At 61.3% G+C, this 21,617-nt stretch carries 19 protein-coding genes; 16 read left to right on the plus strand and 3 right to left on the minus strand.

Annotation, left to right across the window (positions count from 1 at the left end; all coding sequences use genetic code 11):
- Nucleotides 1-46: 46 nt before the first annotated feature.
- From ICL81_RS03770 to ICL81_RS03805, 8 genes are all read left to right on the plus strand, one after another.
- Nucleotides 47-1,426 (plus strand): MFS transporter, encoded by a 1,380-nt coding sequence (locus ICL81_RS03770; RefSeq protein ID WP_188033635.1) that lies wholly within the window; start codon nt 47-49, stop codon nt 1,424-1,426.
- A gap of 87 nt (nt 1,427-1,513) precedes the next feature.
- Nucleotides 1,514-3,004, plus strand: a complete 1,491-nt coding sequence (locus ICL81_RS03775; protein ID WP_188033636.1) for an aldehyde dehydrogenase family protein — start codon at nt 1,514-1,516, stop codon at nt 3,002-3,004.
- Between the two features lie 144 nt (nt 3,005-3,148).
- Entirely contained in the window at nt 3,149-4,564 is a 1,416-nt protein-coding gene (locus tag ICL81_RS03780; protein WP_188033637.1) for an aspartate aminotransferase family protein, read from the plus strand.
- Nucleotides 4,565-4,733: 169 nt separating this feature from the next.
- On the plus strand, nt 4,734-6,152 hold the full coding sequence (locus tag ICL81_RS03785) for a cytosine permease (RefSeq protein WP_188033638.1): 1,419 nt from the start codon (nt 4,734-4,736) through the stop codon (nt 6,150-6,152).
- Nucleotides 6,149-7,798: an amidohydrolase gene (locus ICL81_RS03790; RefSeq protein ID WP_188033639.1), complete on the plus strand. Its 1,650-nt coding sequence runs from the start codon at nt 6,149-6,151 to the stop codon at nt 7,796-7,798. Before ICL81_RS03785 ends, ICL81_RS03790 begins: the two co-directional genes overlap by 4 nt.
- Nucleotides 7,799-7,932: 134 nt before the next feature.
- Entirely contained in the window at nt 7,933-9,345 is a 1,413-nt protein-coding gene (locus tag ICL81_RS03795) for a cytosine permease (protein WP_188033640.1), read from the plus strand.
- A gap of 186 nt (nt 9,346-9,531) precedes the next feature.
- Nucleotides 9,532-10,419 (plus strand): homocysteine S-methyltransferase family protein, encoded by an 888-nt coding sequence (locus ICL81_RS03800; protein WP_188033641.1) that lies wholly within the window; start codon nt 9,532-9,534, stop codon nt 10,417-10,419.
- Between the two features lie 25 nt (nt 10,420-10,444).
- Nucleotides 10,445-11,236, plus strand: a complete 792-nt coding sequence (locus ICL81_RS03805) for a class I SAM-dependent methyltransferase (RefSeq protein ID WP_188033642.1) — start codon at nt 10,445-10,447, stop codon at nt 11,234-11,236.
- Nucleotides 11,237-11,320: 84 nt separating this feature from the next.
- On the opposite strand, the gene ICL81_RS03810 is transcribed toward ICL81_RS03805, so the two are convergent.
- Nucleotides 11,321-13,084, minus strand: coding sequence for an FAD-binding protein (locus tag ICL81_RS03810; protein ID WP_188033643.1), 1,764 nt, complete (start codon nt 13,082-13,084; stop codon nt 11,321-11,323).
- 78 nt (nt 13,085-13,162) lie between these two features.
- On the opposite strand from ICL81_RS03810, the gene ICL81_RS03815 reads away from it, so the two are divergent.
- Nucleotides 13,163-14,101, plus strand: coding sequence for a LysR family transcriptional regulator (locus ICL81_RS03815; protein WP_188033644.1), 939 nt, complete (start codon nt 13,163-13,165; stop codon nt 14,099-14,101).
- A gap of 8 nt (nt 14,102-14,109) precedes the next feature.
- Here the strand turns inward: ICL81_RS03815 and ICL81_RS03820 are convergent, their stop codons facing one another.
- Nucleotides 14,110-14,553, minus strand: coding sequence for a hypothetical protein (locus ICL81_RS03820; RefSeq protein WP_188033645.1), 444 nt, complete (start codon nt 14,551-14,553; stop codon nt 14,110-14,112).
- 169 nt (nt 14,554-14,722) lie between these two features.
- A complete protein-coding gene (gene aspS / locus ICL81_RS03825) occupies nt 14,723-16,066 on the minus strand; it encodes an aspartate--tRNA(Asn) ligase (protein ID WP_353055408.1) in 1,344 nt (447 codons plus the stop codon).
- A gap of 233 nt (nt 16,067-16,299) precedes the next feature.
- Between aspS and ICL81_RS03830 the strand changes: the two genes are divergently transcribed.
- From ICL81_RS03830 to ICL81_RS03860, 7 genes are all read left to right on the plus strand, one after another.
- Entirely contained in the window at nt 16,300-17,160 is an 861-nt protein-coding gene (locus ICL81_RS03830) for a transporter substrate-binding domain-containing protein (protein ID WP_188033646.1), read from the plus strand.
- A 7-nt stretch (nt 17,161-17,167) separates the two neighbouring features.
- Entirely contained in the window at nt 17,168-17,935 is a 768-nt protein-coding gene (locus ICL81_RS03835; protein WP_188033647.1) for an amino acid ABC transporter permease, read from the plus strand.
- Nucleotides 17,932-18,693: an amino acid ABC transporter ATP-binding protein gene (locus tag ICL81_RS03840; RefSeq protein WP_188033648.1), complete on the plus strand. Its 762-nt coding sequence runs from the start codon at nt 17,932-17,934 to the stop codon at nt 18,691-18,693. The genes ICL81_RS03835 and ICL81_RS03840 overlap by 4 nt, the downstream gene beginning before the upstream one ends.
- A gap of 21 nt (nt 18,694-18,714) precedes the next feature.
- Nucleotides 18,715-19,743, plus strand: coding sequence for an LLM class flavin-dependent oxidoreductase (locus tag ICL81_RS03845; protein WP_188033649.1), 1,029 nt, complete (start codon nt 18,715-18,717; stop codon nt 19,741-19,743).
- Nucleotides 19,740-20,249: a GNAT family N-acetyltransferase gene (locus ICL81_RS03850; RefSeq protein WP_188033650.1), complete on the plus strand. Its 510-nt coding sequence runs from the start codon at nt 19,740-19,742 to the stop codon at nt 20,247-20,249. Before ICL81_RS03845 ends, ICL81_RS03850 begins: the two co-directional genes overlap by 4 nt.
- A gap of 99 nt (nt 20,250-20,348) precedes the next feature.
- A complete protein-coding gene (locus ICL81_RS03855; protein WP_353055409.1) occupies nt 20,349-20,993 on the plus strand; it encodes a histidine phosphatase family protein in 645 nt (214 codons plus the stop codon).
- The gene (locus tag ICL81_RS03860; RefSeq protein ID WP_353055410.1) at nt 20,990-21,616 is read left to right on the plus strand and encodes a TlpA disulfide reductase family protein; all 627 of its coding nucleotides are present in this window, start codon (nt 20,990-20,992) and stop codon (nt 21,614-21,616) included. Before ICL81_RS03855 ends, ICL81_RS03860 begins: the two co-directional genes overlap by 4 nt.
- Nucleotide 21,617 lies beyond the last annotated feature (1 nt).

Raw genomic sequence — 21,617 nt, forward strand, 5'->3', positions numbered from 1 at the left:
ACCCCGGCGAGATTTTCTCGCCACCTAGTCAAGGAATTGATAGTCAATGTCGACATCACAACAGACCCGAGACGCGAGCGAGCTCGTTGATCCACGGAACCTGAGGAAGAGTGTCGTTGCCGGTTCGATCGGTGTGCTCGTGCACTGGTTCGACTGGGCTGTATATGCCTATATGGCAAGCACACTCGCAATCGTGTTCTTCCCTGCGGAGAGCAAGGCCGCTGGCCTTCTCGCGACCTTCGCTGTCTTCGCGGTGTCGTTCTTGGTGCGGCCCATTGGTGCCGTGATCTTTGGCCGCCTGGGCGATCGACTCGGCCGCCGGAAGACGCTTTCGATTGTGATTCTCGCGATGGCCCTTGCCACGCTCGTACTTGGAATTCTGCCTGGCTACGCTGTGATCGGTATGGCGGCTCCGGTGCTGTTGATCCTGACACGTGTGGTGCAGGGCCTTGCAGCTGGCGGCGAATTTGGCAGTGCGGCTGCGTTCCTCGGAGAGTTCTCACCAGCTAAACGGCGCGGCTTTGGCGTGAGCTGGCTTGAAGTCGGCAGTCTGCTTGGCTTCTTGCTGGCATCCCTCGTCGTATACCTTTTGAACCTTGCGTTTGATCATCAGCAGATCATTGACTGGGCTTGGCGCATTCCCTTCTTGATCACGGTGCCGCTTGGCTTCGTTGGCCTGTACATTCGTCGCAAGATCGAAGACACCCCTGACTTCAAGCAGCTTGAAGAGCTTGAGGTCGTATCTGAGGCTCCCGTCAAGGAAGTGTTCCAGCGCAACCTCAAGGAGTTCATCCAGACCTGTGGCATGGAGATCTTCATGAACGTGACGTTCTACGTCGTGCTCGTGTACTTGCTCACCTACCAAGAGGTATACGTCGGCTTCGATGCTGGCCGTGCGGCGCTCCTGTCCACTTTGGCTTCTGCGCTCGGCCTCATCATCGTGCCGCTTGCCGGAATGGCCTCAGACAAGGTCGGCCGCAAGCCAGTGCTCATGGTTGCTGCGGTGACCCAGACGCTGTTAGCCGTGCCACTCTTCTACCTCATGACGATCGGTGAGGACTGGGCAGTCTTTACCTCGACCCTCGGTCTGGCCCTCATTCTGGCAATCACCCTCGGCACTCATGCGGTTACCGTGGTCGAGCTCTTCCCAACCCGAACCCGTCAGACGGGACTCTCGATTGCGTACGCACTCACCGCAGCCCTCTTTGCCGGTACCGCACCATACGTGCTCACCTGGCTACTCGAGTCGACGGGCAACATGCTCGTACCCGGATTCTTCCTGGCAGCGGTTGGTGTGGTTGGCATCATCACCGTCATTTCGATTCCTGAAACCAAGGGAATCCCGCTCATCAAGGAGCAGGATCTTGAAACCGCGACCGTGCGCATCCCGGTAGAACTCCTGCCCAAACGCTCCGAAAACGAATAACCACACACGCTCAACGCACTGGGGTCCGCCGCACGCTGCAATCCGCACGCTGCAGCGGACCCCTCTAAGAAGTGAAAGTAGAGAGACATGTCTCGCACCCTTGCCGAGTGGAAGGCAGCGGCAGCTGCACTCACCTTTGACGGCCGCCCGTTCATCAACGGCACCCGCGTTGCCGCTAGCTCAGATTCCACGATTGAGAAGCGCAACCCTGCAACGGGTGAGGTGATCTCGCAGATCCACGATTGCGGAGATACCGAAGTCGACGCAGCCGTTGCCGCTGCCCGTGCCACATACGAGTCAGGTGTTTGGTCACGCGCCGGCGCAGGATACCGACGTGAACGCCTGCTCGAGTTCGCCCGCCTCATTGAAGCTCGAGCAGAAGAGTTCGCGCTCTATGACTCGATCGACATGGGCAAGCCCGTGCGTGAGGCGATGGCGATCGATGCGCCGGGATCCGCCGCTCTCTATCGTTTCTACGGCGAAGCCATTGAGAAGCAGGAGGACCTCATCCCCGTCACCCCTCCCGGCTCAACCGCTCTGGTCACTCGGGAACCCCTCGGTGTGATCGCCGTGATCGTCGCGTGGAACTACCCGCTCGAAATCGCAACTTGGAAGCTTGCCCCCGCGCTCGCCGCAGGCAACACCGTTGTGGTGAAGCCCCCGGTTGAGGCATCGCACTCGACGCTGCTGCTCGCTGAGATCGCGATCGAGGCCGGTATTCCGGCGGGTGTCCTCAACGTCGTCACAGGGCGCGGATCAAAGGTTGGCAAAGCCCTCGGTACGCACAATGATGTCGACATGCTTGCATTCACCGGCTCGACCGAAGTGGCGAAGCAGCTGCAGCAGTACGCAGGGCAGTCGAACATGAAGCGGCTTGCTCTCGAAGCAGGCGGTAAGAGCTCGAACCTCATCTTTGCTGATTGCGATGACCTGCAGCTTGCCGCGGAGAAGGCCGCGTTTGGCAGTTTCTACAACCAAGGTGAGATCTGCTCGGCGAACTCACGCGTCTTCGTTGAGCGCTCGGTGTACCCGGAGTTCCTCAAGCTGTTCGCTGCGGCTTCGCAGGCGTATTTCCCCGGTGACCCGCTTGATCCCGCCACCGGCTGTGGTTCACTCGTATCGGAGGCGCACGCCGATACGGTGTGGGCAACCATCGAGAACGCACGTCGTGACGGCACGATCTTCTCCGGCGGCAACCGCCCCGAGATCAATGGGTCGAAGGCGTTCATTGAGCCGACAATCGTGACTGATGTTGCGGCGGATCACGAGGTGCACACCCGCGAGATCTTTGGCCCTGTGGCTGTCGTGACCCCGTTCGACACCGAAGACGAAGCTATCGCGAAAGCAAACGAGACCCCGTATGGCCTCGCAGCGTCACTGTGGACTGGGAGCCTGCGCCGCGCGCACCGCGTCTCTGAGCGTCTCGTTGCAGGCACAGTTTCGGTGAACACCGTCGATGCGCTCGGCTTCACGACGCCGTTCGGCGGATTTAAGCAGTCGGGCTTCGGCCGCGATCTCTCGATTCACGCCCTGGAAAACTACACGGATTACAAGACCACTTGGATGCAGTGGGGCTGATCCGCCCCCCAGGTGAGCTAGATCACTTCAAGTGATCTAGCTCACCTTCAGAAAATATTTTCGCGAACAGCAACGCGCTGCAACGATGGGACGCGTAGACGGTTTCTATCGTCCCAGTCAGCGTCGATTGAGAGGACACAGACAATGACGACCCAGCAGAATGCGGCACCCACCGAAAGCGGTCTTGCCGAGATTGCCAAGCGCCACCTGGTGATGAATTTCACCCCCGCAAGCAAGTACCGTGAGGACGTGCTCCCGGTATTCGTGCGCGGCGAGCACTGCTCGGTATTCGACGAAGACGGTAACCGCTTCTTCGACGGCCTCGCAGGTCTTTTCTGCGTGCAGCTCGGCTACACCTACGGAGCCGAGGTAGGCGACGCGGTACGCGATCAGCTCGCTGAGCTTCCGTACCAGACCACCTGGAGCGTTGCTCACCCGCCCGCAGCAAAGCTCGCGCAGAAGATTGCGCAGCTCGCTCCCGGCGATCTCAACCGAGTCTTCTTTGCATCGGGCGGTGGCGAGTCGAACGAGGCCGCAATCAAGCTTGCTCGTCAGTACCAGCAGACCATCGGTCAGGGCAGCCGTACCAAGTTCATTGCCCGTCGCGTCGCCTACCACGGCACCAGCTTCGGTGCGATGTCGCTCAATGGCATGACCAACGTCCGTGCGATGTTCGAGCCGCTCATGTCTGGTGTGCGTCACACGCACAACACCAAGCGCTATCGTCGTCCCGAGGGGGAGACCCCCGAGCAGACGACTGAGTTCCTGCTGGGTGAACTCGAATCGCTGATCGTGCAGGAGGGTCCTGAGACTGTTGCAGCGATCATCATGGAGCCGCTGCAGAACGCAGGCGGCAGCCTGAAGCCGCCGACTCCCGAGTACTTCGCTGGCGTTCGCGCGCTCTGCGACAAGTACGGCATCCTCATGATCGCCGATGAGGTCATCACCGGATTCGGCCGCCTTGGCTCGTGGTTCGGCTCGCAGCACTACGGTTTCCAGCCCGACATGATCGTCTTCGCGAAGGGCATCGCCTCGGCATACATGCCGCTCGGTGGTGTCATCGCAAGCGACAAGATCATCGAGACCGTACTCGACGGCCCTGTTGGCATGTTCAACCACGCACTCACCTACGGCGGTCACCCCGTCGCATGTGCAGCCGCGCTCAAGAACCTCGAAATCATGGAGCGCGAAGGCGTCGTCGAGAACGTGGCAGAGCTCAGCCCGTACCTCGAGCAGCAGCTCACCGCTGTCGCAGAGAAGCACTCCAAGATCGTCGGCGACTTCCGCGGCGACGGCTTCCACCGTAGCTTCGAGCTCGTGACGAACAAGACCACGAAGCGCTGGGAAGATACCCCCATCAGTGCCGGTGAGTTCGTTGATGGCTTCCTCAACCCCGCGCTCAACAGTGTTGGACTCATCGCTCGTGTCGCGATCGACGCAGAGGGTAACCCCCTCGTGCAGGTCTCGCCGCCGCTCGTGATGACACGTGACGACATCGATGAGATGGCAGGCCTGCTCGACCAGGCATTCACTATCGCAACGGACCGCGCAGGCCTCTAAGCAGCCATGTGTCACGTGCGGTGCTCCGGGGTTCCCGGGGCGCCGCACGACCATTTTGCCGTGCAGACGGCTGGCAAGTTTCGACCCTGAAATCGGGGGTCCGCGGATCGGCAGCTTGGAACGATCCGCACTCAAACACACTTCTCTAATCAATGGCGATTGGCAACTCATGAGTGAATACCCGAAACTGACCACCTCGACGACCAAGATCGTCACCTTCGAACGGCGACACATTCGCCCCATTCCAGAAGACGAACGGCACGGTACAACGCGAGGTCTGTTCTTTGTCTGGCTGGGAATCAACATGCTTCCGCTCACGGTGGTTACCGGAGCGCTTGGCCCAAGCCTGTTTGGGCTGTCACTGGGCTGGACCATCACTGCCGTCATCATCGGCAACGTCATCGGTGGCCTTGGCGCTGCACTCCACGCATCGCAGGGCCCACAACTTGGTATCCCGCAGATGCTGCAGGCGCGTGGGCAGTTCGGGTATTACGGTGGCAGCCTGCTCGCTCTCATTGCGCTCATCATGTTTTTGGGGTTCTTCGCTTCAAACCTCGTCGTCGCGGCACAGAGTTTCGCTGCCGTGTTCAATAGCGAAACCCTGAACATTGGCATCATCGTCTGTGCTGCGATTGCGCTGGCGGTAGCGATCTTCGGTTACGACCTCGTGCGAAAGCTCATGGCCGTGTTTTCCATCGTCATTGGGCTGCTTGTTGTTGTTTCGATCGTTATCGCTGTGAGCAACCCAGCAACGTTTGTTGTGACGCAGGAACTTGGCTACAACACTGCAGGCTTCTTCGGCATGCTTGCGATTGGTGTGACGTGGCAGCTCGCGTACGCACCGTATGTATCTGACTACTCGCGGTACATGCCGAAGGCTGGCGGCTCGAAGCAGGCGTTCTGGGCTACCTACCTCGGCCTGGTCATTGGCACCGTCACGGTGATGATTCTCGGCGCCCTTGTTGGTCTGACGACGACCGACGGAGACACGATGGCCGCGCTTGGACGCTTGCTTGGTGGCTTTGGCCCGATCGTGTTGTTTGCATTTGGCGTTGCATCGGCCGTCATGAACTCATCGAACATCTACTCCGGTGTGATGTGCTCACTTACTGTGCTCGAAACGATCTCTGCGAAGATTCGGATCAATACCTCTAAGCGCGTCATCATGACGATCGCCTACGCGTTGCTCGCAATGACCGGCGCGCTGCTCGGTAAGGATAACTTCCTGCTGATCTTCGGTGATTTCGTGACGATTCTGCTGTACGTCTTGATTCCGTGGTCTGCGATCAACCTCATCGACTACTTTGTCCTTCGCAAGGGTGAGTACCGCGTGGGAGACATGTTTGAGCGTGACGGTGGCATGTATGGGAAGTGGGACAGCATCGGTCTGTGGACTTACGCGCTCGGTCTTGTTGTACAGATTCCGTTTATGGTGACGAACATGTACACCGGCCCGCTTGCTGAGCCGCTGGGCTTTGTCGATGTCGCGTGGATTGTCGGCTTCTTTGTGCCAGCCGTCGTGTATGGAATGTGGAAGAAGTCGGCAATTACCAAGACGTCGCCCGTGAGTATTGGAGCAAATGTATGAGTGTTGACACTGTCATCACCGGCGCGCAGATCTGGGACCCGGCACGGAGTCGCTGCACTGCACTCGCAATCGCTGACGGGCGGATCGTGGCAGTTGGTACGGATGCTGAGATTACTGCGCTTGCAGTTGCGGGTACGGTTCGGATCGACGCGGCAGGTGCGGCCTTGCTGCCTGGCTTCCACGATGCGCACGTCCATGCACAGGCTGGTGGCCTCGGGCTGCTCGGTTGTGATCTTGACGCGGAGCACTCGGTAGCGGGCTATGCGCGCCTCATCACGGAGTTTGCGGCGGATCACCACAGCGAATGGGTGGTTGGGGCAGGGTGGTTTGGCGACGCCTTCCCCGGTGGCTTGCCAACCAAGGCTTTGCTCGATGAGCTCATTCCTGACCGGCCGGCGGTGTTCACAAGTCACGATGCGCACGGTGTTTGGGTGAATTCAAGAGCGCTTGCACTTGCCGGAATCGATGCGTCAACCAGTGATCCACCTGCTGGGCGCATCGTGCGAGATGATGCTGGCGAAGCCACCGGCATGCTGTTTGACACCGCCGGTGAGCTGGTGACCCAATTGATTCCAGCACACCAGCCAGAAGATCTACGGTCTGGTCTCTTGGCCGCGCAAGAGCACCTATTCTCTCTTGGCATTACCGCCTGGCATGACGCAATTCTGGGCGCGTACCTCACGCTGCCAGATTGCCTCCCGAGCTACCTCGAGACACTCTCTGAGGGTTCACTTCGCGCCCGCGTGACGGGGTCGATGTGGTGGCCGCCAGCAGCTGGTCCGGAGTACCTGCCTGAGATGTTTGAGCGAATTGCAGGGGCACAACGTGCTGGATTTGATGTGCGAAGCGTCAAGATCATGCAAGACGGAATTTGTGAAAACTGTACGGCGGCACTCATTGAGCCGTACAGAGGAGCACACCCAGGCATCCGTGGCGAATCAGTTATTTCGCCGGAGGATCTCAACCTCATTACCGCTGCAGTTGATGCGGCAGGGTTCAGCGTGCACTTCCACGGAGTTGGTGACCGTGCGGTGAGAGAGTGCCTAGACGCGGTCGCTCACGCGCGTGCTCAGAACGGGTCGGGGGAGCGGCACCAGATCGCGCATCTTGACGTCGTGCACCCTGCCGATTTTGAACGTTTTGCACAACTCGGAGTGACGGCTAACTTGCAAGCGCTCTGGGCGCGGAACGATCAAGAGATTCTTGAGCGAAAGTTCCCGGTCATCGGCTCTGAGCGAGCTCGTTTCCACTTCCCGTTTGGTGCGCTCGAGCGTGCCGGGGCACACCTGGCCATGGGGAGTGATTGGCCCGTCACCAGCCCGGATCCGCTCTGGGGATTGCACACCGCTTGCACGCGAACGGCACCCGCTGCAGATTTGCATGCCTTGAACCCTGAATCTCGTGTGCCAGCTCAACCGGAGCAACGACTGAGCGTTGAAACAGCGATCCGCGCCTACACGCTTGGCGCAGCAGAGATTGCAGGTTGTGAAACAGAGATCGGCAGTATCGAAGCCGGGAAACAGGCAGATCTCGTGTTTCTGACAGGGCCGATTCTCGGTGCAGAAAGCTTTGACCAACTGCGGGTGCAACGCACGATGCTCGGCGGAGATTCCGTATATGTGCGTGACCCATCACCGCGCGTGTGATCACGCCCAAACAAGTTCAGCAAAACAGATGCCAACTATCGAGAAAGACTGTTCGCATTTGTGATCCGAGTGCATTTGTCTGATTACAGACACCTGGCTGTACGTAATTGCGGCCGCCTCAAAGGAGAGACCAAATGTCAGAGACTCAACATCAGGGCCATGCCCCGGTAACCAAGTCATTTATCCAGTTCGAGCAAGAGCACATCATGCCGATCCCGGAGAACAAGCGCACCGGTACAAACTGGTCAGTGTTCGCAATCTGGGTGAGCTTGAACATGATGCCGCTTGCGGTCGTCACGGGCGCGATCGCGAGTGGCGCCTACGGGCTGTCGATCATGTGGAGCATCATCGCGATCGTGACGGGCAACGTGATTGGCGCGTTCGGTGCAGCGTTGCACGCATCGCAGGGCCCGCACCTTGGCATCCCGCAGATGTTGCAGGCACGCGCGCAGTTCGGATACATGGGTGCAAGTCTGTTCGCGATTATTGCGTTCATCATGTTCATGGGCTTCTTCGCCGGCATCCTGATCGTTGCGAAGGATGCGCTGCTCGCGGTGTTCCCCGCGTTCAACGGCACCGTCGCTATTCTTGGCTTTGCCCTCGTCGGCATCGTGCTGTGCGTCTTTGGCTATGACCTGCTGCGCAAGACCATGAGCTGGCTTGCGATCATCATCGGTCTGGCGGTAGCGAGTTCAATGGTGCTTCTCGCCTTCAACCCTGAGGTCACGGTGTCGCGTAGTGACGCGGCGTTCAACTTCGAGGGCTTCTTTGCAATGCTCGCAATCGGTGTTGTCTGGCAGTTGGCATATGCGCCTTACGTCTCTGACTACACGCGCTACCTGCCGAAGAAGACCGGCCCCAAGACTGCCTTCTGGGCGACCTATCTCGGTCTCGTACTGAGCTCGGTCTTCGTGATGTCGCTCGGCGTTCTGCTCGGTGCGGTGAACGCGGAGAATCCGCTCGCTGCGCTTGGCGAATACCTGGGTGGCTTCGGGTTGATCGTGCTGCTGATCTTTGCGGTGAGTTCTGCACTGATCAACGGTGTGGAGCTTTACTCTGCCGTGATGAATGGGCTGACGGTGCTGCAGTCTAACTTCAACGTGATCATCACTTCTCGAGTGCGCGTCTGGACGACGATCATTTCTGGTGGTATCGCCACGGTGATTGCGCTCGCTGGTCAGGGCGACTTCATGACCATGTTCGATGCGTTCCTCACCATCTTGCTGTACGTGCTCATTCCGTGGTCTGCGATCAACCTCATTGACTACTTTGTCATTCACAAGGGTGAATACTCGATCGGCGACATGTTCATGCCCGACGGCGGCAAGTACGGCAAGTGGAACCCCGTTGGCCTGTGGAGCTACGCACTCGGCATCATCGTGCAGCTGCCCTTCATGATCACGCCGTTGTACACCGGATTCCTTGCTGAGTCGTTGCAATTCATCGACATTGCGTGGCTCGTAGGTTTCGTTGCAACCATGACGATCTACTACGTGCTAGCCCGCGCTCAATCGAACAAGAAGCAGCTCGTTCACGCTGAAGCATAGATAGTTGCGTGCAGTGAGGCCCTCGCGGGATGCGGGGGCCTTACTCGTGTGTTGGCAATGTCGTTCATTAATGGAGTGGCATATCTATAGACTCGCGCGTCTACCGCTATTCGCGAACACCTGAGCGCGATGTCAGTGGCAGTTGGTAGCGTTGCCCCACGTCGATGTTCAGCGAAGGAGCGAAACATGCCAAACACAATTGCCGATGGTGGCATCGAGACTGCACTTGAAGAGCGCCTGGGCCAGAGCTTGCGTGAGTTTGCAGCATTCGAGCTGCTTGAGACCGACGCAGGTCGTGCCGCGCTGACCGAGTATTACAAGCCGTTCATTGAGCTCGCTGTTGCAGCTGAGCTTCCGATCTCGCTTGATACGCCGACCTGGCGTGCAAGTAGCGCATGGGGCGATGTGCTCGGGTATGACGCCGCTGCGCTTGCCCGTATTAATCGTGCCGCTGTTGAGTTCGTGCGTGACGCCGCTGCCAGCGTTGACGGCAATGTCACGCTCACCGTTGGCGGCTGCATTGGCCCTCGCGTTGACGAGCCGACTGATGCTGAACTGATGTCGGCAGAAGAAGCAGAGGAGTACCACCTGCCTCAGGTGCGTGCGCTTGCCGTGGCTGGCGCCAACCGTATCGGCGCCGTCACCATGGGCTACGTGAATGAAGCCGTCGGCATCGCCCGCGCAGCAAAGCGTATGGACGTGCCGGTGGTGGTTTCCTTTGGTGTTGGTGCCGACGGCCTGCTCGCCGACGGCACTACTGTGAGCGACGCAATCGTCGAGGTTGATCGCGCGACGAATGACTACGCGCAGGGGTTCCTGGTGAACTGTGCGCATCCGAGTGAAGCCGCAAAGGCTATTGGCGCGCACACCTCGACTGATCGCATCGCTGGCTTCCGCCTGAATGCAGCTCGTCACGATGACGACGCCGCAGATTCGCCTGAGGTGTTCGCTGCGCAGCTGCTTGCTCTGCGCGAGTTCGTGCCGCAGGCGCGTCTGTTTGGTGGCTGCTGCGGTACCGACGTGCCCCACATCGCCGCAATTGCAGCTGGCCTCCTCGCAGACGACGCCGAATAACAAGAAACAGAGAAGCGGAGACCGAGTGACTTCTTCCCCCAAGCACGCCGCCGAGGCTGACGACTCGCAGCACGACGGTGCTCACCAGAACGGTGCGCATCGCGAGGCAAACGCGCACGGCCACGGCGGTGGCCACGGTAGCGAGCCGAGCGACCAGAACCCTACGGAGTTCTGGGAGCAGCGTTACTCGGACTCCGAGCGCATCTGGTCGGGCAACGTGAACCGCACGCTGGAGGCTGCGGTCGAGCAGCTCCCCGCGGGTCGCTCCCTTGACCTCGGCTGCGGCGAGGGCGGTGACGTGCTGTGGCTCGCGCAGCGCGGCTGGAAAGCACTCGGTATTGATCTCTCGGCAACGGCGACCTCGCGCGGTAACGCCGAGTTGGCGGATCGCGGCATCAAGAACGCCCGCTTCATCGCGGCCGATCTGGGGGAGTGGGCAGACGACCCCGCAGCTATCGACGGTGAACCCGAAGGGTTTGACCTCGTCACGGCAAGCTTCTTCCAGTCGCCGGTTGAACTGCCACGCGAAAAGATCATCCGCCGGGCGCTCGACCGACTCACCGTTGGCGGCTCGCTCGTGCTGCTGTCGCACGCGTCGGCACCGGGCTGGGCAAAAGGCCACGGCCCCGGCGACTTCCACCGTCCCGAGGGCGAGCTCGCAACGCTCGGTCTCGCGGCCACCGGAGTCACCACTCGGGAAGACGGCAAAGCCTTCGAAATTATCGACGCGTCAATCAAGATTCGCAGGGCCACCGGCCCTGACGGGCACGAACACGAGCTCGAAGACTCACTCGTGGTGGTTCGCCGCCAGGCGTGATCCGCGCCCTTACACCGGGAACACACGTGCGGGGCCGACCAAGCACCTGGTCGACCCCGCACGTCAGCCGGGAAGCGTGAGCGACTACTCGACGAGCTTGCCAGCTACCGAGGTGTCGATTGCCTCGTTGGCGAGATCGCGGAACGAATCTGGGGCCTCAGCTGCAGGCTCGAACGTCACGCCATCGACCGGCGACCAGATGAAGTTGCCGCGCAGCTCATCGCTCTGCTCAGGGAAGTCCGAACGGTTGTGGCAGCCGCGGGTCTCGCGACGTTCCAGCGCGCACTCAAGGGTCGCGCGCGCTGCAAGCAACGAGCCGTACAGGTCGTAGGCGTGTGCCAGGTCATCGAAGCCTGCGATGTCGGGGTGAACACCGATGTGCTCCGCGCGCGACTCTAGATCCGCCAGCTTTGCGAGACCAGCAAGCAGGCTCTCTTCGCTGCGCACGACACCGGCATGATCGCTCATGATGTTACGCAGCTCGCGCTGCAGCACGCGTGGCGTCTCGGTGCCCATGCTCGTGAGCAGGTGCTGCATTTCGGCGCGAGCCTCGGCCACAGCCTCGGGTGAACGATGCACGGTCGTGAGGTTCTTGGCGTAGTTCGCGGCATCGGCGCCGGTGATCCGGCCGTACACGAGCAGCTCAATGAGTGAGTTGCCACCGAGGCGGTTTGCGCCATGCAAACCGCTTGATGCCTCGCCAATCGCGTAGAGACCAGCGACGCCGGTGTTGTGCGACTCCGCATCGACCCACACGCCACCCATCGAGTAGTGCGCGGTCGGCGCGATCTCGATCGGCTCTTTCGTGATGTCGAGCATCTGCAGATCGATGAGGTTGCGGTAGACGCGGGGCAGCTTCTCGAAGATCACCTCGCGTGGCAGGTGGGAGACGTCAAGGAAGACGCCGCCGTTGGTGGTGCCACGGCCCTCAGCAATCTCGGTGAAGCTCGCGAGTGCGACGCGGTCACGGGTCGACAATTCCATGCGCTCGGGATCGTACTTCGACATGTATCGTTCGCCGAGCGCATTGGTGAGAATGCCGCCCTCGCCGCGAGCGGCCTCCGACACGAGTGTGCCTGCTGCATCGGCGGGTTCGAGGATGCCCGACGGGTGGAACTGGACGAGTTCAGCGTCGCGGATCTTGCCGCCAGCAAGCGCCGCCAGGCGGAACGAGTCACCGGTGTTCTCATCACGGCGCGAGGAGGTGTTGCGCCAGATGCGGTTGTGGCCGCCAGCAGCGAGGATCACCGCATCAGCGTGGATCACGACCGGGACGCCGTCGACGATGTCGAAGCCGTACGCACCGAAGATGCGGCCCTCGTGAGAGAGCAGGCGGGTGATGTAGACCGTGTCGATAACGGGAACCTCGAGCTCACGAGCGCGACGCAGCAGCGTGCGCTGAATCTCGAGTCCCGTGTAGTCGCCCGCGTAGCAGGTGCGGCGGTACTTGTGAGCGCCGAAGAAGCGCTGGCTGATCCGCCCATCTTCCTCGCGAGCGAACGGCATGCCCCAGCGCACGAGATCCGCGATGCCCTGCGATGCGCCGCGGGTCACTGTCTCGATGATCGCCGGGTCACCGAGGAAGTACGACTCTCGCAGGGTGTCAGCTGCGTGCTGCTCCCAGGTGTCTTCGGGGTCCATGGTGCCGAGCGCCGCGTTAATGCCGCCTGCGGCGAGCGTCGTGTGGGCATCGTGCTTGCGGCGCTTGCCGACAGCGAGCACCTGGACACCGCGTTCTGCGAGCTCGATCGAGGCTCGCAGACCCGCGCCACCCGTACCGATGACGAGCACGGAGGTGGAGAGCTGACGTTCAGTTGGGGCTGCCGTTTCGGCGGTCGCTGTGTTCATGGAGGCCACGCTAGGCGCGCTCTGTCGATAACTCCAATGTATTGTCATCATCGCTTCGATGCACATAGGCTATCGAGCATGAATCTTGAGCAGCTTCGAGGCTTCGCGGAAATCGCCGAAACTGGCCATTTCACGCGGGCTGCAGAGCAATTGCACCTCGCGCAACCGTCGCTCAGCCGGCAGATCGCGGCGCTCGAAACCGACCTCGGAGTCGAGCTTTTTCAGCGAACTCGCGGGAACGTGAGCCTCACCGCGGCGGGCGAAAGGCTACTTCCGCTCGCGCGACGCATGCTCACAGACGCTGATACCGCACGCAATGAGATGGCCGAATTGGCCGGTCTGCGCAAGGGGCGGATCCGCCTCGGCGCACCTCCCACGCTGTGCACAACGCTCGTGCCCGAGGTGCTTGCGGAGTTCCACGAGCGGTATCCCGGTATCGATATTCGCATCCTTGAGAGCGGGTCGCGCAGCCTCATCGCCGCCCTCATGGAGGGCTCCCTCGACCTCGCGCTTATCGTGACGGGTGTCTCATCTGGCGCCGCGCGCGCGGTTCTGGAGCGCGAGACGATCCTCGCTGAGCGGCTCGTGGCGGTCTCGGCTGCCGCGGCCCCGAGCCCGTTCGGCGCGACGGTATCGCTCGCAGAGCTCGCACTGGTTCCGCAGGTCCTTTTCCCTGAGAACTACGACTTGCGCGCGACCATGGACACGGCGTTCCGGGGTGCGGATCTCGACCCTCGCGTCGCAGTTGAGGGCGCGGAGATGGATGCGACCCTTCGCTTCGTTGAGCGCGGAATTGGTGTTGCAGTGGTGCCGGCCCTCGTTGCGGCGATGCGGCCCGAGCTGCGGGTCACGCCGCTGCGCGACACCTCGCTCGCACGCACGGTGAGTCTTGCGAAGCGCTCGGATATGGCTCCGACGCGTGCTGCTGCCGCGTTACAGGCAGTCATTCGTGAGGTCTCGGGCCGCTTCGTGACGGGCGACCGCGGGATCGCGCAGCTCGTCACGCGACTGGGATAACTCGCAGCTTAGCTCGGGAACTCGGGCGCCTTCACTGCGCATCGCACGGCCTCGCCTGGCGCAGCGCTTGTGGCGCTCGCGATCTGTTCGGTGCCATCGAGGAGAATCTTGCAGGTCAATCGAACACCCTCTGGCGGTGTGGCCGAGATGCTCAGCTCCTTGGTGACGACGCCGAGTGTCTCCGTGCGCCAGCCCTCAGTTGAGACGTCGAGCAATCCCGGCCTTGCGATGATCTGACCCTCTACGCGTGAGGGGGTATCGCGATATGAGGTGTTGCTCACGGTCTCGCTCTGCGTTGAATCGGTTGTGAGCTCGTATGTGACAGCCCATACCTTTGCGGAGGTGGTTGCCATTTTGTCGATGAATGCGCACCCGGTAAGACTCAGCGCGGCGCCAGTCATCGTCGTCGCGGCTGCGAGGGCGGTCAGAATCTTTGCCTGAGTGGACTTCATATGACTAGTTTGCGGCGGATCGCGCAGGGGCACATCAGACCACAGGCTCGATCATGCGTATCCGACTGGCACCGAGGTACCACTCGCCCAGACAAAGGACGAGCCCCTGGTCGCAGTACAAGACTGCAACCAGGGGCTCGAGCGTGGCGCGTAGGCCAGGGTGAAAACCTTACGGCATCAGGCGGGTCGGGCCGCGGAAGAGGTAGGTTACCTCGCGGATTGACGACTGCTCAAGCATGAGCATGAGCACGCGGTTCAGGCCCATGCCGAAACCACCGTGTGCGGGAACGCCGTAGCGGAAGAAGTCGAGGTAGAACCCGAGCTCCTTCGGGTCCATGCCCTTCTCGATTGCCTGTGCTTCGAGTACCTCGATGCGGTGCTCGCGCTGAGCGCCGGTCGAGATCTCGGTGCCGCGGTAGATGAGGTCGTAGCTGTTGGTCAGCTCCGGGTTGTCTGCGTGACGCATGTGGTAGAACGGGCGGATCGACGTTGCATAGTCGGTGAGGAAGACGAAGTCGTGACCGTACTTTTCCTTGACGTGCGCAGCAATCTGGCGCTCGCCCTCGGGGTCCATGTCGGCATCTGCGCGGGGAATCTCGTAGCCGCGCTCCTTGACGATCTCCTTCGCCTCAGCGAGGGGGATGCGGGGGAAGGGGCGCTCGGGAACAACGAGGTCAACGTTGAACAGCTTCTGGAGCTCTTCGCCGTGCTTCTCCTTGACCGCTGCGAGACCTGCCACGATGAGCTCCTCGTGGAGCTCCATGACGTCCTCGTGCGAGTCGATCCACGACAGCTCGGTATCGATCGAGGTGAACTCGGTCGCGTGACGCGAGGTGAACGAGTGGTCAGCACGGAATGCGGGACCAACCTCGAAGATGCCGCCGAAGCCGGCAGCCTGCGCCATCTGCTTGAAGAACTGGGGGCTCTGCGCGAGGAACGCCTTGCCCTCGAAGTACTCGACCTCGAAGAGCTCTGCGCGCGACTCCGAAGCCGAAGCCATGAGCTTCGGGGTCTGGATCTCGATGAAGCCGCGGTCTACCCACACGTTGCGGAGAGCGTGGAGGAAGGTGGTCTGGACGCGGAACACGAGGTTCTGCTCCGGACGACGCAGGTCGAGGAAGCGCCAGTCGAGGCGCACATCGATGTTCGAGTCGTCAGCGACCGGGTTGTCGGGGAGTGCCTTGGTGATGACCTCGATGGTCTCAATCTGGATCTCCACGCCACCGAGCTTGACGCGCTCGTTGTGCTGCAGCTCGCCCTCAACGGTCACGAAGGTGCCGTGGGTCAGCTCAGAAATGGTGGTGGTGCGGGGCACCAGGATGTCGGAGCGGGGATTCTCTGGATCCGCCTCACGAAGCACGCCACCATTGACGAGCTGCACAGCGCCCGACTCATCGCGGAGGACGACGAACTGTACGTAACGCTGGTCACGTACCTTCTCGACCCAACCGGATACTCGTACGGGGCCGTCTTCTCGGGCAGCCAGGTCCTTAATCAATACACGCTCAGTCACCCGTTAAGTCTACCTGCCTACTCTGTGCGCGAAGTGCTTGTTTTCAATACGGATTCTTGTGGGGTTGGCTGCGGCGGCGCTTGCGGAGCAAGACAGCCTGCGCGCCGAGCGGCGGGCTGATCTGATTCAAAACATTGCAGAATGTGACGCATTAGCTCGACTAATGTTTTCTGGCTTGCAAAACTACTTGCAACCCGGGCGGTATCGATGCCGCCCTTCGAAAGGAATCCGTCATGAATCGCATCGCCCGCAGTACCCTCGCCCTCAGTGCCATCGCCGCTGTCGCGATGGGTGCGACCGCGTGCTCATCGGGGACCGAGAAGGAAGCCGCAGCAGCAGAGGGTGTCACGACGCTGACCGTCGCGACCGGCGCAAGCCCGAAGCCGTACACGTTCCTCGACGAGAATGACGAACTCACCGGCTACGACATTGAGATCCTGCGCGCAGTCGATGAAAAGCTGCCAGAGATCGAGTTCAAGTTCGAGGTTGTTGACTTCCCGCAGCTGTTCGCTGGCCTGGACTCTGGTCTGTACAACATCGTTGCGAACAACCTCTCGGCAACGGAGGAGCGCAAGGAGAAGTACGACTTCGCAACCCCGACAATCGAGGCGCAGTTCGGCATCATCACCAAGGATGCCTCGCAGAAGATCACGAGCCTCGACGATCTCGCTGGCAAGCGTACCTATGGTGAACCCGGCCTGAACTTCACGCGTGTGCTCGAGCAGTACAACGAGCAGAACCCGGGCAAGGAGATCAGCATCGAGTACACCGAGCTGGATACTCAGACCCAGTACAAGAACCTTGCGACCGGTGGCATCGACTTCCTCTTCAACGAGCGTGTGGTCTACAACGAGCTCGGCGGCCCTGACACCGCACTCAAGCTCAACTTCACTGAGCTCGATGGCAAGTACCTCAGCGATACCTTCGGCACGAACCTGTATTCGGCGTTCGCGTTCTCGAAGCGTACGAATGACGTTGACGCGATCGTGGAGCAGATCAACGGCGCGATCAGTGAACTCGATGAGGATGGCACGCTCGCAAAGCTCAGCGACGAGTTCTTCGGCTACGACGTCACGCCGAAGAACGTGAAGTAATTCCCCGATGAACCAGATCATCGACTTCGAGGCGATCCTCAAGTACGCGATCGCACTGCTGCCATACATTCCGATGACGCTCGCCCTGAGCGTCATCGCGACGGTGCTCGGCACGGTGCTTGGCCTCGCGATCGCGCTGGTGAAGAAAGCAAAGATCCCGGTTCTCAGCCAGATCATCGCGGTGCTCGTCTCGTACCTGCGCGGTACGCCGCCGCTCGTGCAACTGCTGCTCGCGGTCAACGCGGTCCCGATTGCTGTTCTCTACACAAACCAGGTCTTTGGCACCGACTACGATGCTCTCGGTATCTCGCCCTTTGTTGTCGCGGTCGTGACGTTCGCGCTCATTGAGGCGGCGTATAGCTCGGAGTCGATCCGCGCTGCGTTGTTGGCCGTGGATCCGCGCGAGATCGAAGCCGGCCGCTCGCTCGGCATGACCTCGTGGCAGGTGCTGCGTCGCATCACGGTGCCGAACGCCTCGGTGATCGCTTTCCCGACGCTCGTGAACAACTTCATCGGCATGCTGAAGGCGTCGTCGCTCGCGTTCGTGGTTTCCGTCGTGGAGATTACGGCGTACGCGAAGATCCTCGGTGGCCGTGACTACCGCTTCTTCGAGGCATACCTAGCAACGGCGATCCTCTACTGGATCCTCACCGTGGTCATCGAGCAGATCGCTCGTGTCATCGAACAGCGTATGAATCTCACCGAGCGCGCGGATCGCGGCAGCCGCTTCGGTCTTGGTGGATGGGGCGCGAAGCGACAGGAGGTCACCGCATGATTTCGCTCACCAACATTGAAGCCGCATACGGCGATCGCGTCGTGATCGATGGCGTCTCACTCGACGTGAAACAGGGGGAGGTGGCTGCGCTCGTCGGTCCTTCCGGCGCTGGCAAGTCGACGCTGTTGCGGTGCACGAATCTGCTGGAGAAGCCGCGTCGCGGCACGATCACCGTCGGGGACGCCACGGTCGATGCTGCTTCGGCATCGCATTCGGACGTGCTGCGCCTGCGGCGAGCAACCGCGATGGTGTTCCAGTCATTCAACCTCTTCTCGCGCAAGACCGCGCTCGAGAATGTGGCTGAGGGCTTGCTGGTCGTTCGCGGCCTGGACAAGGGCGAAGCCCTCCGTGAAGCTGCCGAGCAGCTCGACCGCGTCGGCCTCACCAACCATTCGCATCAGTACCCCTCGCAGCTCTCGGGCGGTCAGCAGCAGCGCGTAGGCATCGCCCGCGCGCTTGCCATGCGGCCCGAGGTGTTGCTGCTCGACGAGCCGACGAGCGCGCTCGACCCCGAGCTCGTAGGTGAGGTGCTTGCGACGATCCGCCGCGTGGCCAGCGAAGGCCAGACCATGATCCTCGTCTCGCACGAGATGCACTTCGTGCGTCAGGTCGCGAACCGCGTGGTCTTCCTTGAGGGTGGCGCGATCCGCGAAGATCTCCCGCCCGAGCAATTCTTCGGCGCCGAAGCGAACGAGCGTACGCGTGCCTTCCTGCACGATTACCACCTCGCACACGGCAACACCGAGTACCAGATTTAATTTCAGACTTTAGGACTCCTCATGACTCAGACTCCCCGCCCGATCCGCAGCCTCGGCTTCATTCACCTCGCGCCGTTCGACCGCGACTCACCTCGCAAGGGCTTGGATGAGGCGATCGAGCTCTTCCAGTACGCCGAAGAGCTCGGCCTCGACAGCGGCTGGCTGCGCACGCGCCACATGCAGTACGGCCTGCCGTCGCCGGCTGTGCTGTTCGGTGCGCTGTCGCAGGCGACCGAGCGAATCGGCCTCGGCAGCGCGGTCATTCCGGTGGGTTACGAGAACCCGTTCCGTCTCGCTGAAGACCTCGGCACCGCAGACGTGCTCGCAGGCGGCCGCGTGCTTGCTGGCCTGAGCGTGCACGGTCCCGGCTACGGTGACGACACGGTGAACGACGCGGTCTACGACACTGGCTGGCGCGAGGAAGATTACGGCTACGGCCGCATCCAGCGCCTGCGTGGCCTGCTCGCCGGCGATCCCGTGCGCGAGATCCCGGAGTACAACGGCATCGGAGGAGACTTCGATTCTGAGCGCGTTGAGCCGCACTCGGCGGGTCTCTCGGATCGCCTCTGGTACGGCGGCGGATCGCTCCGCTCGGCAGAGTGGGCAGGCGAGGCCGGCCTGAACTGGCTCATCAGCAACATTTCGTCCACCGAGAATGGCGTCCGTGACTTCGGTGAGGTCCAGCGCAACCAGATCGCAGCGTTCCGCGCGAAGCATCCCGCTGGTGACGCGGCCCGCGCATCGGTCGCTCGCGTGCTCGTGCCGACCTCGGGCGCAACCCCCGAGCAGATCGAAAAGTACGAAGCGTACGCCGCTGGCCGACTGCCCCGCACCGAGAAGGTTCACGGTAAGGCAACGATCATCGCTCCAGACGTCGTCGGAACGGCCGAGGAGATCGTTGAGTTCATCCGCAACGACGTCGCGTTCCAGGCAGCTGATGACTACATCTTCGAGTTGCCCTTCGAGTTCGAGCTCGAAGACTGGAAGCACATCCTCCGCGTCCTCGCCACCGAAATCGGCCCAGCGCTCGGTTGGACGCCCGCCGCGTGACCGAGATTCAGGTGCGGCTCGCGGAGCCAGTCGATTTCGCGGCCGTTGACACGCTCGTAGACGCTGCGTACGCGCACGATTACGGCGCGCAAGATGAAGACGCGGATCCGAACAGCATGCACTTCGCGCGCAACCGCGCGAAGGAGTTCGACGTCTGGCTCGCGTTTCTGCCCGGCGTCGAGACGCCCGTCGGCAGCATTACGACGAGGCGCCTCGACGGCCCGCCGCTGCATGAGGACGTTCGTGTAGACGAACTCGACCTGCGCCTGCTCGCTGTCTCATCAGCGGTGCGCCGGCAGGGTATCGGCGCGCAGCTCATGCGCTTCGTGGAGCAGCACACTGCTGCGCAAGGATGGCGAGCGGTCTTCCTCAAAACGGCACCCCATATGGATGGTGCACACCTGCTCTATGAATCGCTTGGATTCGAGCGTGACAGCGACCGTGACGGACTCTGGATCGACGGCGAACACCAGTTCCATCTGCTGACCTACGTCAAAGCGGTGTAACGATCCGCGCCCCGTACTGCACTTGGTACGGGGCGCTTTGTTGTGTTCCCACGAAACATCGCGGGAACTCTCAGGCGTGCTGAACGTAGAATGAGGGACGTGAGCGACAAACTCCTGCATTTGGTGCGCCATGGCGAGGTTCATAACCCCGACAAGGTGCTATACGGCCGTATCCCCGGGTTCCGACTGTCTGAGCGAGGCCATGAGATGGCTGAAGCGGCGGCCCTTGAACTCGCGGGCAGTGACCGCAAGATCGCAAAGCTGTTTGCATCGCCGCTTGAGCGCGCGCAGCAGTCTGCGCGACCTATTTCGAGCGTGTTCAGTCTGGAAATTCAGACCGAGCCCCGCATCATCGAACCCACGAACTTCTTTGAGGGCATGGTGAACAACGGACCAGACGCGGCGTTCAAGAAGCCCCGCTACTGGTACAAGTTCTGGAACCCCATGCGCCCGAGTTGGGGCGAGCCGTACCGCGACGTCGCGGCACGTGTTCGTGAAGCAATGGATGAGGCGTGGGAGACCACACGCGGCGGCGACATCGTTATGGTGTCGCACCAGTCACCCATTTGGATGGCGCACCTCGACATCGTCGGGAAGCCACTTCCGCACAACCCGGCAAAGCGCCGGTGCGACCTTTCAAGCATTACGACGTTCGAAAAGCGCGGCGAGCGCTGGTTCGAGGTGGACTACCGCAACCCTGCGGCCGGTCTGGTTGACGATGCGATTGATGTAGGTGCAGTGTGAGTTCTCACTTTGGTGTTCGGTCAATGCTGGTTGGCGCAACCCTCGTGGCTGCGCTCGGTCTCGCTGGCTGCAGCGGCGGCAGCAACCTTTCCGACCAGTGGAACGAAGGCGGCGACAAGGGCTACGTGTCAGGTGATGGCACCTCAGCATCGATCCCTGCCGCTGAACGCACCGAGCCTGTCGTGTTCGAGGGCACTGTCGAAGACGGCAGCACTCTCAGCAGCGCAGATGTTGCCGGCAACGTGACCGTTGTGAACTTCTGGTACGCGGGCTGCGCGCCCTGCCGAGCTGAGGCTCCCGACCTCGTTGCCGCTCATGAAGAGTTTGCAGATGAAGACGTGCAGTTCGTTGGCGTGAACACCCGAGACCAGGTTGCGCAGGCTGAGCAGTTCGCAAAGCAGTTCGGCATCGACTACCCATCCATCATGGACAATGAGGGCGGCCGTGAGGTGCAGCGTGCGTTCGCTGGCCAGGTACCGCTCAACGCAGTGCCGACCACGCTTGTGCTCGACCGTGAGGGCCGCGTTGCCCACCGCGTCATCGGCCAGCTCGCTGGCGAATCGCAGCTGCGTACCCTCATCCAGGAGACGCTCGACGAGTCGTCTGCCGAAGCCAAGTCGTAAG

It is taken from the genome of Leucobacter sp. cx-328, from assembly GCF_014530035.1.
In the GTDB taxonomy this organism is placed as follows: Bacteria; Actinomycetota; Actinomycetes; order Actinomycetales; family Microbacteriaceae; genus Leucobacter.

Excerpts from the sequence above, each read along its gene's own strand:
- ICL81_RS03810 (WP_188033643.1), bottom strand. The coding sequence starts at position 13,084 with ATGAACACAGCGACCGCCGAAACGGCAGCCCCAACTGAACGTCAGCTC.
- ICL81_RS03770 (WP_188033635.1), top strand. The coding sequence starts at position 47 with ATGTCGACATCACAACAGACCCGAGACGCGAGCGAGCTCGTTGATCCA.
- ICL81_RS03820 (WP_188033645.1), bottom strand. The coding sequence starts at position 14,553 with ATGAAGTCCACTCAGGCAAAGATTCTGACCGCCCTCGCAGCCGCGACG.
- ICL81_RS03780 (WP_188033637.1), top strand. The coding sequence starts at position 3,149 with ATGACGACCCAGCAGAATGCGGCACCCACCGAAAGCGGTCTTGCCGAG.
- ICL81_RS03795 (WP_188033640.1), top strand. The coding sequence starts at position 7,933 with ATGTCAGAGACTCAACATCAGGGCCATGCCCCGGTAACCAAGTCATTT.
- ICL81_RS03830 (WP_188033646.1), top strand. The coding sequence starts at position 16,300 with ATGAATCGCATCGCCCGCAGTACCCTCGCCCTCAGTGCCATCGCCGCT.
- ICL81_RS03775 (WP_188033636.1), top strand. The coding sequence starts at position 1,514 with ATGTCTCGCACCCTTGCCGAGTGGAAGGCAGCGGCAGCTGCACTCACC.
- ICL81_RS03815 (WP_188033644.1), top strand. The coding sequence starts at position 13,163 with ATGAATCTTGAGCAGCTTCGAGGCTTCGCGGAAATCGCCGAAACTGGC.
- ICL81_RS03800 (WP_188033641.1), top strand. The coding sequence starts at position 9,532 with ATGCCAAACACAATTGCCGATGGTGGCATCGAGACTGCACTTGAAGAG.
- ICL81_RS03785 (WP_188033638.1), top strand. The coding sequence starts at position 4,734 with ATGAGTGAATACCCGAAACTGACCACCTCGACGACCAAGATCGTCACC.
- ICL81_RS03790 (WP_188033639.1), top strand. The coding sequence starts at position 6,149 with ATGAGTGTTGACACTGTCATCACCGGCGCGCAGATCTGGGACCCGGCA.
- ICL81_RS03835 (WP_188033647.1), top strand. The coding sequence starts at position 17,168 with ATGAACCAGATCATCGACTTCGAGGCGATCCTCAAGTACGCGATCGCA.
- ICL81_RS03840 (WP_188033648.1), top strand. The coding sequence starts at position 17,932 with ATGATTTCGCTCACCAACATTGAAGCCGCATACGGCGATCGCGTCGTG.
- ICL81_RS03845 (WP_188033649.1), top strand. The coding sequence starts at position 18,715 with ATGACTCAGACTCCCCGCCCGATCCGCAGCCTCGGCTTCATTCACCTC.